This is a genomic window from Acinetobacter sp. ANC_7654, from assembly GCF_056779855.1.
Window position 1 is genome coordinate 333,844 of record NZ_JBWYIR010000002.1, and the last position, 15,056, is coordinate 348,899.

Below are 15,056 nucleotides of genomic sequence, written 5' to 3' on the forward strand. Positions count from 1 at the left end.
GGGATGTGTTGTGAATAAAAAGATAAAGAATCATTTTACAAAAAAGATGATTGCGCAAAGTATTGCAGTCGTGATGGCATTGGGTGCGATCCCAATGCAAATGAACGCCAGTGATCTACAAATTTATCAAAATCCTGTAGCAAAAAATAATCCGATTATCATGTTGGCGATTGATAACTCGATGAGTATGAGTGCAGTAGATGCAACTTATAAAGGTCAAAGTGTTAGCCGTTTAAATGCCTTAAAAAACTCATTGGTAGATGCCTTAAATGCAAAGGACTTATCAGGAAATTATCGTATTCCAGATAATGTTTATATTGGGGTGTCGGTGTTTACGTCAACGGGTGAAATAGGGACAACAGAAGATTGGTTAAGCTATGGTGAAAATGCTCGTTCATCTAAAATCTTACTAGAAGCAAAACAACTTACACCTGCTCACCGTACGGATTTAATCAATAAAATTAATAGTATTGGAGCCGTAGGTAGTACGCCCACACCACTATTACTCTCAGAAACTTATGCGTATTTACTAGGAAATCGTACCTTTGGGGCTAACCTAAAAGGCATCGATTTACTTCCTTCATCTAAATATTCTAATTATAGCCGTGGTTTATCTGGAGCATCATTTGCGCCAGCGGACATTCGCAAAGCGGATGGTAGTTATAGAGCGCCACTCAACAAGTTGAATAACAGTGATGCCCAATGTAGTACGCAAGGTGTTTTTTTCTTAACAGATGGGGCGCCAGTTGGTTTGAGACCAAAGACGGTACTCCCTGTCATGCAAAATGCGTTGGCAGATGACAGCTTTACTTGTGAAGGCTCGCCCTTAAAAGATGTCTATTACAATTACGGTAATGCCAAAGGTGCCAGTGGTGCCGCGACCTTCAATGGTGAGTTTAAGGAAATGGCGACGCAGCCATATCTTTTTTATGAAGATGATATTGGTAATGCTGTGTCAGCCAATCAAACCACCTGGCAAAACCGTAGTTCATGGGCTTGCGTAGGTAAGATGGTTCAGCGTTTGGCAAATCAAACACAGATGACCAGCGATGCGAATCAGAAGCGTGTTTATACATCTACTGTAGGTTTTGGTCCCTTATTCCAAAAGCATCCACGAGAAACCTGTCGTGATTATGACAATGACGGGCTATACGATCATTGTACTTTTGATAGTAGCTATACAGGTTCTGGAAATGACATTTCCAATAGTATGAATGCTCAAGCATTAAAACAGTTGGGGAATGTGATTGGTAAAGGGGATACCTACGGGACTCGCCAAGAAATTGGGGGGTATACCCAAGCGACTTCTGGTGAAGATATTCAGAATGCATTGAATACCTTCTTGGTTGCCGTCTCTCACGGTAACTTTGAGGCTGCTAGTTTTGGTACTTATGTGGTGCCATTTGACCGTTTATCAACAAGTTCAGCATATCCTTATGTGTTCGCACCGCAGTTTCAACCACAGGTGAGCACAGCAAATTCGGTATTGGCTTCCACACATCAATTATGGTTAGGGAACTTAAAGAAATACAGTATTAATGCTCAAGCTGTGATGATTGATCGTGCGGGGAAAGAGGTACTTGATCGATCAGGTGCAATACGAACCAATACGCAGGATTTTTGGAACAATACTGGAATAGATGATGGTTTGAGTGCAATTCAAGGGGGCGTGTTCTCTCGGATTGTCACACCTTCACCACTAGCAGGTGTTACTGCTACAGACAAAATAAAAACGCGCCCTTTATTCACCAATGCAACGATTGCCACAACGGGTGATCAAGCAAAACGATTGGTAGGTTCTGAGAATGGACAACTGACGAAATTAACGACACAGAATGTGCTAGCCGCGACCTATATTGATTCAACCAAGTCGGGGTGGCGACAAAATGTATATCAACCCTATTTACTGTCGGCTTTGGGTTATCGACTTGATAAAAACTACTTAAGTAGCTTACCTGCTGGATACATTTGGAATGATCTAAATAAGGTTAAAGATCTTAAGGTGATGCAGCAAATGGGAGGCGTTGTTCACTCGGAACCATTGTTGGTGACGCTCGAAGCAAAATATAACGCGGGGTCTGGTACCATTTTAGCGAATACCCGTAATGCGACTCATCGAAAAGATTACGTGGTATTTGGGACGATGCAAGGATTATTGCATGTTGTGGATCAAGAAACTGGTGAAGAGGCATTTAGTTTCTTACCTCATGAAATGGTTCAAGATCCAAGTCGACGAGACGCGTTACTTGAACAGTCCAATACATTATTGTCATCTGCGCATCCTATTTATGGCATGGATGGATCATGGACTTCAGATGTTCAATATAAGATTGATCAGAACAACAATAAGTTTATTGCTGCGAAAGCCAACATTTATGGTGGTATGCGCATGGGTGGGCGTAGTTATTATGCCTTGGATATGAAAAATCCGAACCAACCTGAATTACTTTTCCATGTTGATCCAAGTTCTGGAACGATAAAGAGTAAATCAACATCAGTGAGCGGCACAAATCAATCAGATGCCTTAAAAGCTATGGGATATAGTTGGTCTAAACCTACCATTGCTAAAATTCGTTTTGACGGCAAAGTTAAAACGGTCATGATTGTGGGTGGTGGCTATGATATGGCCTATGAAACGGATGGTTATCAGCCTCAATCTGTATTAACTGGTCAACGAGCTAATCAAGGGGCGGGCGTCTATATTTTTGATGCTGAAACGGGCGAATTATTGTGGAATGCACGCTATGGCAACCAATCGAATCAAACCAGTGTTGATGTTAAGCATGCTGAGATGAAATATAGTGTGGTCAGTCAAATTAAAGCATTTGACCGCAATACGGATGGTTTGATCGATCACCTATATTTTGGTGATTTAGGTGGGCAAGTGTGGCGCGTCGATCTCAATAATCGTCTTGGAACGAATACAACCGCGTTTGGACGAGTGACACGTCTTGCTGATTTTAGTGCGTATCACCAACGTTTTTATGAAATGCCTGCTTTGACCATCCATGATCTGAATGGTGAGCGATTTGGTGCGGTGAGTATTGCGTCAGGAAATCGCAGCTTTCCTTTAAATACCAGCAATATTTATGACAATCGAGTCTATGTGTTACATGATTATGACTTGGCACAACCGAATTTATTTCAAGCGAATTTTGCTAAAACACAAAACCTTACCGAAGCTCATTTAACTGCATGGTCTAATTTATCAGGTACAACAGTGCCACATCTGATGAACCGTAATAAGCGTGGTTGGTTCTATGTGCTGCAACGAACAACGTCTAAAAACGAAACAGCGAATACTGGTACAGTTAAAGCATTAAATGGTTATATTGCGATCGCAAATAGTCAAAGTCATTCAGATTTATATGTGTCTTTATACAATCCAAATGATGCGTCGTCACAACAACCGAACCAATGTACTGGGGGCATTAAAGGAGCAAGTCGTACCTTAAAGCTTTGCTTGCCGTATGGTGTTTGTGGAGATGCTGGATCAACGTCTAATCTTCAAAATAAAATTGTGGCAGAAATCTCAGACACTAAGTCTGATGGGATTAGTAAGCTAAACAGCGTACCTATTGTCCAGAATGGTAAAAAGAAAACGACTTTGCTGGGCGGTGGTTATACCAACTACATCACAACCAAAGTGCTGAAAGCTTATAACTGGTTTGAGCGTCAGTAGGTGGTTACCATGAATCAAAAAGGTTTTACGCTGATTGAGTTGATGGTTGTTGTAGTGATAATTGCCATATTGATGACAATCGCAGTGCCATCTTACCAAAGTTATTTAAAACGTAATGCTGCTGCACAGGCTCAGCAAGAAGTATCCAAAATTATTGAACAACTTGAACGCTATAAAAGTCGTAGTTTTTCCTATCGAGGTTTTGATGCGAAGTATATCTACGATCAAGATACTTCAATGACGAGTATTTCCCTGCCTGATGCGAAGAAACCAAAATATGTGATTAGTATTGCCGATATCAGTGAAAAAACACCTAAAACCTTATTAAGTTCAGATCAGGGCTTGGGACGGGCATGGGGGATTCGAGCTGTACCAACGCAGACAGGCTATGATGCGTTTTTGGCGACGAGTCAGGGTATTCGTTGTAAAACAGAATATTTGGTGGAAAATGACTTAAAAGAAGTCAATGCATATACAGGATGTGGTGCAAATGCAAAACAATGGTAATTCAGGATTTACTTTAGTAGAGATTATGATTGCAGTGGTCATCATTGGAATTTTAGCCATGATTGCCTATCCGTCCTACCAAGAATATGTTCGTAAAACTAAACGTGTCGAAGTAAAAACCACATTGGCAGATATTGCAGCTCGACTTCAGCACTATCAGGTTGCGAATTACAGTTATATTAAACCGGATGGCAAAGCAGTCACGTTGGCTGAATTGGGATTTCAGACCAATGCGCAAAATCGAGTTGAAGTTCCGTATTATGATCCTGTCTATACGGTTGGTATATCAGATGTAACCAACAACAGTTGGGTGTTGAGTGCAGTGCCTGTGAGTGGAAAATTGATGCAAACAGATGGTCACTTTGTCATAAATGAAGCCAATGAAAAATGTTGGGTGAAAGCAGCTTCTTGTACACCTTCTTCAAGTACAAACTGGGATGGAAAATAAATTTAAATTCAAAAATGTGGATAAATAATTTTTGAGCTTTCAATCGGATCAAAGTTCACGTAAAATACTGCCCTCTATGAAAGGGGTTTGAAATGTATCGATGGTCGGTGCAGGGATAATCCGTAAAAACTATAAGGTTCTATCATGGTTGTTATTCGTCTTGCACGCGGTGGTGCTAAAAAACGTCCGTTCTATCAAATCATCGTGACTGATAGCCGTAATGCACGTGACGGTCGTTTCATCGAACGTATCGGTTTCTTCAACCCTACAGCTCAAGGTAAAGCAGAAAAACTTCGTTTAGATGCTGATCGTTTCGCTCACTGGGTTGCTCAAGGTGCTCAACCTTCTGAACGTGTTGCTTCATTAGCTGCTCAAGCTAAAAAAGCTGCAGCTGCTGTTTAATACGGTAGAAGCTAGCCCATGACACCAACACAGAATGTTCCCGAAGATCGTATTCAGATTGGACAGCTACGTTCAGCTTATGGATTAAATGGGTGGCTCTGGGTCTATTCCAACACAGAACCTATGAGCAACATATTTGACTATCTGCCTTGGTACATCGAGACCAAAGCAGGTTGGCAAATTGTAGATGTGAAACGTTGGAAGCCACATGGTAAAGGCTTAGTTGTTTCGCTGAAAGGTGTGAGTGATCGTACTGCAGCAGACAATTTAGTTGGCGCAAATATCTGGATTTCTAAATCGCAACTGCCTCAACCAGGCGTGGACGAGTATTATTGGTCTGATCTAAAGGGTCTAACAGTGTTAGGTCTGGATGATGAAGAGCAAGAAGTCAATCTTGGTCAAATCCACGAATTGTTTGAAACAGGTGCTAACGATGTGATGGTAGTTCGCGCAACTGCTGACAGTGTCGATGGCGAAGAGCGAATGATTCCATGGCATAAAGATGTGGTGCAACGCGTTGATCTCGAAACTGGTCGTATCTATGTCAATTGGGGCGTAGATTACTAATATTTTCGGAAATACGGGAGTCTGCGATGTTTTTTGCAGTCATTACGCTTTTTCCTGAAATGTTTGAAGCGATTACAAGTTTTGGTATTAGCGGTCGCGCAGCGAAACGCGATTTAATGCAAATTCATTGTATTAATCCTCGTGATTTTGCAACAGGGAACTACAAACGAGTGGATGAGCGTCCATTTGGTGGTGGTCCTGGTATGGTGATGATGGCTGAGCCATTGGCAAAAGCAATTCATCGTGCCAAAGAGCTTGCAACGCGAGCAGGTGCTGTTCATGTACCTGTGGTGTATATGTCGCCACAAGGTAAAACCTTAAATGAACCTTCAGTACAAGATTTCGTGCAATATGACGGATTAATTGTATTGTGTGGTCGTTATGAAGGTGTTGATGAGCGTTTGATCCAAAAATATGTTGATCAGGAATGGTCCATAGGGGATTACGTTTTATCTGGGGGAGAACTGCCTGCGATGGTTTTATTGGACAGTATTATTCGGAGACTTCCGGGTGCAATGTCTGATGCACAATCACACGTTCAAGACTCATTTGTGGATGGTTTACTCGACTGTCCGCAATATACAAAGCCAGATCATTTTGAAGGTTTGGATGTGCCTGAGGTACTAAAATCAGGTCATCATGCAAATATTGAAAAATGGCGTTTTTTGCAGCGCTATCAACGAACGCTTGAACGTCGACCTGAATTGGTTGAAAAAGTTGAGTTGACGAAGCAGCAAAAGAAATGGCTCAAAGATTCGCAAAAATAAATCTTTTAGATTTATTTAAGCAAATATGACCTCAAGCATATTGCTTGAAGTATTAAATAGGCTCTTTATGCATTGAAGCGGTCAAGCATGAAGGGAAAGTCAATCGGGTCTATGCGCCTTAGCCTCTAGCCCCAGTGGATATCAGACCTCTTCTGACCCACACATATTGGAGATACCCCATGAGCGGTAAGCATCCTTTAGTACAAGCTGTAGAAAATGCTCAGCTTAAACAAGACATCCCAGCTTTTGCACCAGGTGACACAGTAGTTGTCCAAGTAAAAGTAAAAGAAGGCGACCGTGAACGTCTACAAGCGTTCGAAGGCGTTGTAATCGCTAAGAAAAACCGTGGTTTGAACTCTGCGTTCACAGTACGTAAAATTTCTAGCGGTGTTGGTGTTGAGCGTGTTTTCCAAACTCATTCACCAATCGTAGCTAAAATCGAAGTTAAACGTCGTGGTGACGTTCGTCGTGCTAAACTTTATTACCTACGTGAACTTTCTGGTAAAGCTGCACGTATTCGTGAAAAGTTACCAGCTCGTAAACAAGGTTAATTTTAGCCTTGCTTCGAAGCAAAAAAATGCGCCTTTTGGCGCATTTTTTTATGATCAAAACTTACAAACCTTGAATCTTCAAACGATTGGCATGTTGTCTAAAGATTGATACTGGATCAGGAGCAAAGAAGCCTTTAAGCCCAAGTATTTGATTGACTTCATCAAAATGATTTAAGTTGTAATTATCACGAATTACTTTGCCGTATTTAGCACTACAAATAGGCACGAGACCATCGTGATTGCGTTCATTAGGCATAATCGCTGTCCCTAAGACAACAATTGCGGTATCTAAAATATCGAGAACATTGGTCACCTTTGAAGAACCAATCCAAGAATAATGATATACGCCGTTAGCCGTTTGTGATGAACCGTTAGAATTACAGTCTTTTGGGATCGCAGCAGAAGAGAACTTTTGATTAAATTCTAAAGAACCTTTTACAGAAAGATCATACATGGATTGTTCGTAATTAACGCTAAGACTTGGATTACCTTCCATAATTGAAATTGCAGGTGCCAAAATATCACCAATAACTAATTTTGCTACACTATTAAGCACTTTACTATTTACGAAAGTATCTCCTAGGGGAGAGCCCTTAATACTGCCTGCAACAGCAGTTAGAGAGGCAACTTTCTTAGGAGCAATGGCTTCAACGTAACGTACAGTAGGTCCTCCATGACTATGGCCGATCAAATTGACCTTGTCTTTACCCGTAATAGCTAAAGCTGTTTCCACTTGTTGTAACAGTTGCTCACCACGAACCACAGTTGATTCGACAGGAGACATTTGAGCGACAAAAACACGTGCACCATTTCGTGCGAGGTCAGGGGTAATTTGATAGAACTGATCTAAACCGAAATGTGCTGTACCAATGCGGCTAAAACCTAATGCAAAGCCATGGGCCATTACAATAGGGTACTTAGTTTGCGCATAATTGGTATTTACGTATTTAGCTTCGACATCGATCAGGCCGGAAGCATATGTAAGTTGAGATAATCCTACGAGACTTAGCAGAAGTGCTGGGATCATTTTTTTTGTTTTCATTTTTTCTTCCTTAAAAAGACAATATTTATTGTCAAAAAATATTGTAAAAAAAAACTAAACAAAAATAAGATAAATCCGACTAAATGTTAATCATTATTAAACTGAAAGAAAGGGTGAAAATCTCACCCTTTGTGTTTAGGTTTTATAGCCCTTGGAGTTTAAGTCGATTTGCATGCTGACGATAAACATCTACAGCGCTTGGTGCAAAAATGCTTTTTAAACCGAGTAGATGGTTAATTTCATCTAAATGATTCCATTTATAATTATCACGAATGACCTTGCCAAATCGAGCAGAGCAACGCCCTACAATTCCATCTCCATCTTTTTCAGCCAAAAGAGAAGAAGCTAACATGCCATAATCAGATGGATCTAAAGCGGTATTAAATGGAGAGTTACCCATAAATGAATAATAATGAGTATTGTTGACACGATAAGCCCCTTCACCACATTGGGTTGTAGGTACACCATTTGGAAAATTCTGACTAAATTTGAGTGATTCTTTCGTTCCTAAACTTTGTAGGGCTGCTTTAGCATCATAAGGAAAGACTTTTGGATCAAGACCAGATGCGAATGTAATCACTGGCGATACCAGATTGTCAAAAATCGCGCGAGCAGGTGCTTCTAAAATATTACCTACCAGAACACCTTCTAGTATATCAGCCATTCTTGCTCCTTGATTTCCAGAAGCAATTGTCGTAACAGATGCGACATGATCAGGTATAACACCTGCAATATATCGAACAGTCTGACCACCATGACTATGTCCGATTAAATTCACTTTTTGCTTACCGGTAATGGCAAGTATCTCTTCAACTTGACTCAGTGCTTGTTCGCCTCGCACTTCACTTGAGTTCATCGTTGAAACACGTGTTTGCCAGATGTTTGCACCATTTCGAGCAAGATCAGGAGTGATCTGATAAAAGTAGTCAACACCGACCATACTACCAAAGCCAAATAAGCCATGGGCAAGCACAATAGGGTATTGGGTTTGTGCATAATTTGATTTAGGTGTTTTGACGGTATGGTTAACGGCTAAATCTTTAATTTGCGTTGAGGCTTGTGCAACAGGAAGAAAACATGAACCTATGCATAGGCTCATGACTATTTTTTTTTAGTTTCATTTTCGATACTCATTCAGTGATTCGTTTATTTTTATGATTCAGGCGATATCCATCGCCATAATTTAAGATACTAAAATTGTGACTTAAGTCTATAAAAAAGAGATAAAGTGCAAATTTATTGATATAAATTGGATGGGTGACTCATTTATAGGATAGATATGTCATGCTAATGAGGGCTATTTAAACAGTCTGGACCCATCTAGAGATGAGTGCAGACAAAAAAATATATTAGAGACCTTGTTGTTTAAGGCGATTTGCATGTTGACGATACATCGAGACTGGATCTGGCGCAAAGACACTTTTTAAACCAAGCACTTGATTGACTTCATCTAGATGATTCCAATTAAGATCATCACGGATGGTTTTACCGAATTTCGCACTACAGCGTGAAACTAGACCATCATTCTCTTGACCACCATCAATTAATAAACTGGTAATTTTTAAAGCTGAGTCTACATCAAGTGGGTTTGTGACCGTTCCGATACCCGTAAAGGAATAGTTATATATTCCTTGTTCACGATATAAACCTTCAGAGCATGAGTTTTGAGGAACGCCTATAGGATATTTTTGATTAAATATTGTTGATCCTGCTAAGCTCAAACTATTGGCTCCCGCAAGTGAGTCATGAGGGAAGGATACTGGATCAAGTTCCTGTGCCCAAATAATAGCTTTAGACAGTAGATTGACTACAGCCACAATAGGTGTTTCAAGGATTGGTGCTGTATCACGAATTTTTAATATAAAATCAGACACTGGTGAGCCTTGATGTGGTGCCCCAATCGCTGTCATTGATGCGACTAATTCAGGTCTTACACCTGCGACATATCGAATTGTGGGCCCGCCGTGAGAGTGACCGATTAGATTGACCTTAGGCGATCCAGTGAGTGCAATGACTTCTTCAACTTGATGTAAAAGTTGCTCACCCCGAATTTCTGATGAGTTAAATGGCGATACACGGGAAGCCCATACATTTGCACCGTTACGGGCGAGATCAGGTAAAATTTGATACCAATAATCTACACCGAGTGGATCAGTGCCAATACGGATAAAACCAGACATTCCGTGACTAAATACGATTGGATACTGGGTTTTTGCATAAGTAGTTTGAAATTTTGAAGTCACTTGTTCAGGTGCTGTAGCAGCGTAACTCGTGCCAATTAAACATGCGAAAGAGAGGCATGTCCCCAAAATAAATTTTCTCATCTCTATTCCTTAGATGGATTGAAATACTCGACAATTTCCGTTGTCACAATAAGAGTATAGCGAAGTAAGAGGAAAGAAAAGTGGATTTAAATTTTAGGGAACGATTTTTAAGATAAGCCTCCATAATTTCGTGATGACCGTATGGAGGCTTGAGAAGATTATAGTCCTTGAAGTTTCAAACGATTTGCGTGTTGTCGATAAACCGATACTGGATCTGCTGCAAAAATGCTAGTCATTCCCATCATTTGATTGACCTCATCTAAATGATTCCAACGGTAATCATCCCGAATCGTTTGTCCGAAGCGAGCACTGCAAACTGGGACTAAACCATCATTTGCACCTTCCTTAGATACAATGAAAGATGCCGCTTGCATTGCATAATCCGATGGATCAAGGGCATTGGTAAACGGTGTATTACCAGTAAATGAATACATACGTATGCCATTGACTTGATATGCACCCTCACCACATTTTGTGGTTGGTACACCAGCAGGGAAACGTTGTGTAAATGCTAATGAGCCTGCTGTAGATAAACTTTTAGCCGAGGCAAGCGAATCATGTGGTAGGCTTTTCGCATTTAATCCTTGTGCCCAAACAATTGCTCCCGAGACAAAATTCATCGCTGTCGCAAGCACAGTATCAAGTCCTGTTCCTTCTGAACGCAAGATAAAGTCTGCCATAGGTGATCCTTTATTTACACCAGCGACAGTGGTCATGGATGCCACATGTTCAGGAATTGTTCCACCAATATAACGTATTGATGGTCCACCTTGACTATGCCCAATTAAGTTCACTTTTTGTGCACCAGTAATGGCTAAAATATCTTCAACTTGTTGAAGCAATTGCTCTCCACGAATTTCGTTGGAGTTGAATGGAGATACTCGTGTAGGCCAGACATTAGCACCATTACGCGCTAGATCTGGCAGGATTTGGTGCCAATAATCTAAACCAAAGCTCTCTGTACCAAGACGGACAAATCCTGTTAGTCCGTGTGCAAATACGATTGGGTATTTAGTTTTTGCGTAGGTATTGTATTTGCCAAGTGTCGAGGTTACAGGTTTCACTTCTAATGCAGAAGCATTAGATAATTGAGTCGTTAAGCAAGCTGCAGACGTAAGTAGGCACGCCATAATTTTGTTGTATTTCATCATCATCCTCAACTTTTTATTATCAAACCCTAATCCTAGAGTTAAATTGATTATAGTGATGTAAATCACATTTTAAATATCGAATAGATGAATGGTAAATTTTTAAGGTTAAAAAAGAGAGGTAGATTTGATCAATGAACTATCTTGATGAAGATTTGAATCTGCTTTCAAATCCAGCCTAATGAATTTGAAAGCAATTACTCAATTAAAGAGCTAGAGATTTAAAGTCCTTGTAATTTAAGGCGGTTGGCGTGCTGTCTATAAACTGCAACTGGGTCAGGAGCAAAAAATCCTTTAATTCCGAACAGCAAGTTCACCTCATCTAAATGATTCCACGGAAAGTCATCACGAATAGTTTTACCAAAATGGGCACTACAAACTGGAACGATGCCATCATTTTTTCCTGCTTTATGAACCGACAAACGGTCAAGTAGAACCATGACAGGGTCACCTAGATCCAAGGCATTCGTAAAAGGCTTGTTTCCTGTCATTGAATATAAATGAATTCCTTTTTCTTGATAAGCACCTTCGCCACAGTGGGTTAATGGTAAACCGAGAGGGAATTTTTGATTAAACAAGGCAGTTCCTTCAACAGATGTACTCACACCAGCGGCCATCGCATCATGTGGGAACGTATCAGCAGGAAGACCTTGCGCCCACATAATGACTTTACCAAAAGTGCTGATGAGAACATTCAGTAGCTCTGATGTTCCTGTTTTATCTGCGATTTTTAATACATCTGACGCGATGATTGTACCTTTGTTGGCACCGGCTACAGTCATCACCGATGCAACATGTTCAGGCATTACACCTGCGGCATAACGAACAGAGTTTGCACCATGACTATGACCAATCAGATTGAGTTTGTCAGCACCAGTAATCGCCATGACTTCTTCAAGTTGTTGAACATATTGTTCACCTCGGACTTCAGAAGAATTGAAAGGAGACATTCTAGCCGCCCATGTGTTTGCACCGTTTCTCGCTAGATCAGGTAAAATTTGATACCAGTAATCCATGCCTAGACTTTCAGTGCCCAAACGTATAAATCCAACCATTCCATGAGCGAATACAATAGGATATTTCGTTTTGGCATAGTCAGATTTGACACTTGAGACTTTGATCTGTTGAGCTTGAGTAGCATAAGTTGTCGTAGATGTTAGACATAGCGCTGTCACCAGCGAGCCTAGAATGTGTTTTATTTTCATTATTATTCCTAGTTTTTAGTGAATCTATGATGTTCTTCCAGATGAACATACAGAAGACCTTAAAAGATGTTATTGAATGCAACAAGATACAAAAAATGCCAATTTAGCTTGCCGAATTAACATATAAAAAGCAAAAAAGAATCAAAAGTTGAAATAATTAAAGGATTTAATCATTAGCAAATGTGTTCAAAAAGCATTATTTAAATTTTGTCGAGAGTCGCTGATGGTCGGAAAAGCTATTCTGATGAATAGCTTTCCATTTGACTGCGCTATTTTGTGCGTCTAGAGTCCTGTCAGTTTCAAACGATTGGCATGTTGGCGATAAAGTGAAATAGGATCTGGGGCAAATAAACCTCTGAGACCGAACATCATATTAGCTAAATCGGTATGATTTAGTTTGTAATCATCACGAATCACACGTCCAATATGCGTGCTACAGCGTCCAACCATGCCATCATTATCTTTATTGCCATACGCTAAAGGCCCGAGCTGCATTAAAATGGTATCGATATCTAAGAGGTTGGTGGTTTGTGCAACACCAGTCCAAGAATAATAAAAGATTCCGTTGTCTATTGGGCTGCCTAAACGAGTACAACTTGACGCGAGAGCTTTTGTTGGAAAACGTTCATTAAATGCAGCAGAGCCTGTTTCAGTTAATGATTTCATCGAAGCATCAAAGCTGATCGGCATATCAGGACGACCTTGTGCATAAGCAATTAATGGGGGAATGATGTAATCCCCTAAAATATTAAATATTGTTCGAGTTGCTTCATTATTTTGAATTTTATCTGCGACCATAGAACCTCTGAAAGTCCCTCCTACACCAGTAACAGAAGCAACATAGTCGGGTTTTACTGCTGCAACATAACGTACAGTCGGTCCGCCGTGCGAATGACCAATCAGATTGACCTTTTTCTGCCCAGTGATCGCAATTACTTCTTCAACCTGAGAAATTAATTGTTCTCCTCGAAATTCAGTCGTATGAGCAGGTGAGAGTTGTGCTGCAAAAACGCGTGCACCATTGCGCGATAGATCAGGTAAGATTTGATACCAATAGTCAATATTGAATGTTTCATTGCCTATGCGAGACCAGCCTAACCAACCGTGTGTCATCACAATAGGATATTTGGTTTTTGCGTAACTACCGATCTTTGTCTCATTTACTTCGAGTAATCCCGGACCTGCGTGGGCAGTGAATGAGCCTGATAAGCATAGCGTTATGACGAATGCTAACGTCGTAGGTATCAATTTAAGTTTTAAGTTTTTCATCGTTCTTCCCTGTGAATGAATGTGTTCCTTGAAGAGATTAATCGGCAAAAGGAAGTTGACCGCCTTGATCATGAACTTGCTCGAATGTTTCTACCCGAAGTTGCTCTTGTGAATTATTAAAATGTTGAGAACGGAGGCGTTGTACAGCTTCCTGCTTTGCACTAGGGCTCATATTACTTTTGACAATGCTGTCACGCTCAGACAAATATTGATTGACTTTGCTTTTCCAATTTAAGCGCCGTCCATCAAGATTTTCTAGACGTTGTGTTGCTTCAGGACCCACTAAGCTGAGACGCATTTGACGAATTTCTTCTGCGCTACCACCACGAGCTTTAATTTCTGCAGTTAATTGACGCAGATCTTCAAGTTGAGAAAGTTGTTTTAAATTTTCTTTCCAATCTTCAGGTAGATCATTGAATAGTTCTTTTAATTTATCGGCTTTTTGTTTTTCAGATAAATTTTTATCTTCCATAACACTCATTCGAGCCAAGGTATAATCATGATATTCATCTTCGATACCAAATAAACCTTCAATTTCATAGTCTGAAAAAAATTGTTTACGGAATGATTTCATCTGATTAAAAATAGCTTTGTAATACTGCGCACTTTCTTTGTCATGGTTTGGTGGTGTTAGGTCACCCATTTTTTCACGATATTGAACATAACGTGACCATAAATCTGTCAGTTGACCTAGTAATGGTTCTTGATAGGTGCTTTGAGCAAATTTAATAAAATCAGCCTTGATTTGCGGAATCTCTTTTTCGCCGTATTGGGTAATAAAAAACTCAAAACAGTTCTTAGTATTTTCATTCACAATCAAACGGTTGGCGTTATCGGTTTGGATTTGACAATTGATTTGAATATCTTGCTGACTTTTACTTGCAAAGCTAGAACCATTCACGGTTGTACTTTGTTGTAGCGCCATATTTTCTGATTGAATTTCGGCATCTTGTGCTGCTCGTTGTGAGTTTTCAGCAGATTCAGCTGAGTCAGGTTTCAACCATTGAAAGAGAAGGAATAAAACGATCAGACACGCCACAATCAGCAGTGTAATTTTAAATTTAGCTTTTGAATTCATTTCACATCCTATGAAATCATTTAGTTATTATTAATGGTGTAGAATAATTTGCCACAAATGTCACAT

General features: G+C 40.2%; 14 protein-coding genes. 7 read left to right on the top strand and 7 right to left on the bottom strand.

Annotated elements, in window-relative coordinates; genetic code table 11:
- The first annotated feature begins 10 nt into the window (after window positions 1-10).
- The 7 genes from AC1M86_RS03835 to rplS all read left to right on the top strand — a co-directional run bounded on the left by AC1M86_RS03835 (window position 11) and on the right by rplS (window position 6,924).
- Complete coding sequence (locus AC1M86_RS03835) at window positions 11-3,682, top strand: PilC/PilY family type IV pilus protein (RefSeq protein ID WP_481607268.1); 3,672 nt, start codon at window positions 11-13, stop codon at window positions 3,680-3,682.
- A 9-nt stretch (window positions 3,683-3,691) separates the two neighbouring features.
- On the top strand, window positions 3,692-4,189 hold the full coding sequence (locus tag AC1M86_RS03840) for a type IV pilin protein (protein WP_180028919.1): 498 nt from the start codon (window positions 3,692-3,694) through the stop codon (window positions 4,187-4,189).
- Window positions 4,173-4,637, top strand: a complete 465-nt coding sequence (locus tag AC1M86_RS03845; protein ID WP_481596170.1) for a type IV pilin protein — start codon at window positions 4,173-4,175, stop codon at window positions 4,635-4,637. Before AC1M86_RS03840 ends, AC1M86_RS03845 begins: the two co-directional genes overlap by 17 nt.
- Before the next feature lie 144 nt (window positions 4,638-4,781).
- Window positions 4,782-5,039 carry a 30S ribosomal protein S16 gene (gene rpsP, locus AC1M86_RS03850; protein ID WP_035264308.1) on the top strand — a complete coding sequence of 86 codons (258 nt, stop codon included), beginning with the start codon at window positions 4,782-4,784 and terminating at the stop codon, window positions 5,037-5,039.
- An 18-nt stretch (window positions 5,040-5,057) separates the two neighbouring features.
- The gene (gene rimM, locus AC1M86_RS03855) at window positions 5,058-5,606 is read left to right on the top strand and encodes a ribosome maturation factor RimM (protein ID WP_035264305.1); all 549 of its coding nucleotides are present in this window, start codon (window positions 5,058-5,060) and stop codon (window positions 5,604-5,606) included.
- A 26-nt stretch (window positions 5,607-5,632) separates the two neighbouring features.
- On the top strand, window positions 5,633-6,373 hold the full coding sequence (gene trmD / locus AC1M86_RS03860; RefSeq protein WP_481607269.1) for a tRNA (guanosine(37)-N1)-methyltransferase TrmD: 741 nt from the start codon (window positions 5,633-5,635) through the stop codon (window positions 6,371-6,373).
- Window positions 6,374-6,552: 179 nt separating this feature from the next.
- Entirely contained in the window at window positions 6,553-6,924 is a 372-nt protein-coding gene (gene rplS, locus AC1M86_RS03865) for a 50S ribosomal protein L19 (protein ID WP_004787066.1), read from the top strand.
- A 61-nt stretch (window positions 6,925-6,985) separates the two neighbouring features.
- Here rplS and AC1M86_RS03870 read toward each other — a convergent pair whose 3' ends face one another.
- The 7 genes from AC1M86_RS03870 to AC1M86_RS03900 all read right to left on the bottom strand — a co-directional run bounded on the left by AC1M86_RS03870 (window position 6,986) and on the right by AC1M86_RS03900 (window position 14,990).
- Window positions 6,986-7,966, bottom strand: a complete 981-nt coding sequence (locus AC1M86_RS03870) for an esterase/lipase family protein (RefSeq protein ID WP_481607270.1) — start codon at window positions 7,964-7,966, stop codon at window positions 6,986-6,988.
- A gap of 142 nt (window positions 7,967-8,108) precedes the next feature.
- Window positions 8,109-9,065, bottom strand: a complete 957-nt coding sequence (locus tag AC1M86_RS03875) for a lipase family alpha/beta hydrolase (RefSeq protein WP_481607271.1) — start codon at window positions 9,063-9,065, stop codon at window positions 8,109-8,111.
- 250 nt (window positions 9,066-9,315) lie between these two features.
- Window positions 9,316-10,290: a lipase family alpha/beta hydrolase gene (locus AC1M86_RS03880; protein ID WP_481607272.1), complete on the bottom strand. Its 975-nt coding sequence runs from the start codon at window positions 10,288-10,290 to the stop codon at window positions 9,316-9,318.
- A 158-nt stretch (window positions 10,291-10,448) separates the two neighbouring features.
- Window positions 10,449-11,438 carry a lipase family alpha/beta hydrolase gene (locus AC1M86_RS03885; protein WP_481607273.1) on the bottom strand — a complete coding sequence of 330 codons (990 nt, stop codon included), beginning with the start codon at window positions 11,436-11,438 and terminating at the stop codon, window positions 10,449-10,451.
- A 221-nt stretch (window positions 11,439-11,659) separates the two neighbouring features.
- The gene (locus AC1M86_RS03890; protein WP_092766675.1) at window positions 11,660-12,643 is read right to left on the bottom strand and encodes an esterase/lipase family protein; all 984 of its coding nucleotides are present in this window, start codon (window positions 12,641-12,643) and stop codon (window positions 11,660-11,662) included.
- Between the two features lie 282 nt (window positions 12,644-12,925).
- Window positions 12,926-13,912: a lipase family alpha/beta hydrolase gene (locus AC1M86_RS03895; protein ID WP_481607274.1), complete on the bottom strand. Its 987-nt coding sequence runs from the start codon at window positions 13,910-13,912 to the stop codon at window positions 12,926-12,928.
- A 37-nt stretch (window positions 13,913-13,949) separates the two neighbouring features.
- Entirely contained in the window at window positions 13,950-14,990 is a 1,041-nt protein-coding gene (locus AC1M86_RS03900; protein ID WP_481607275.1) for a lipase secretion chaperone, read from the bottom strand.
- Between the last annotated feature and the right edge of the window lie 66 nt (window positions 14,991-15,056).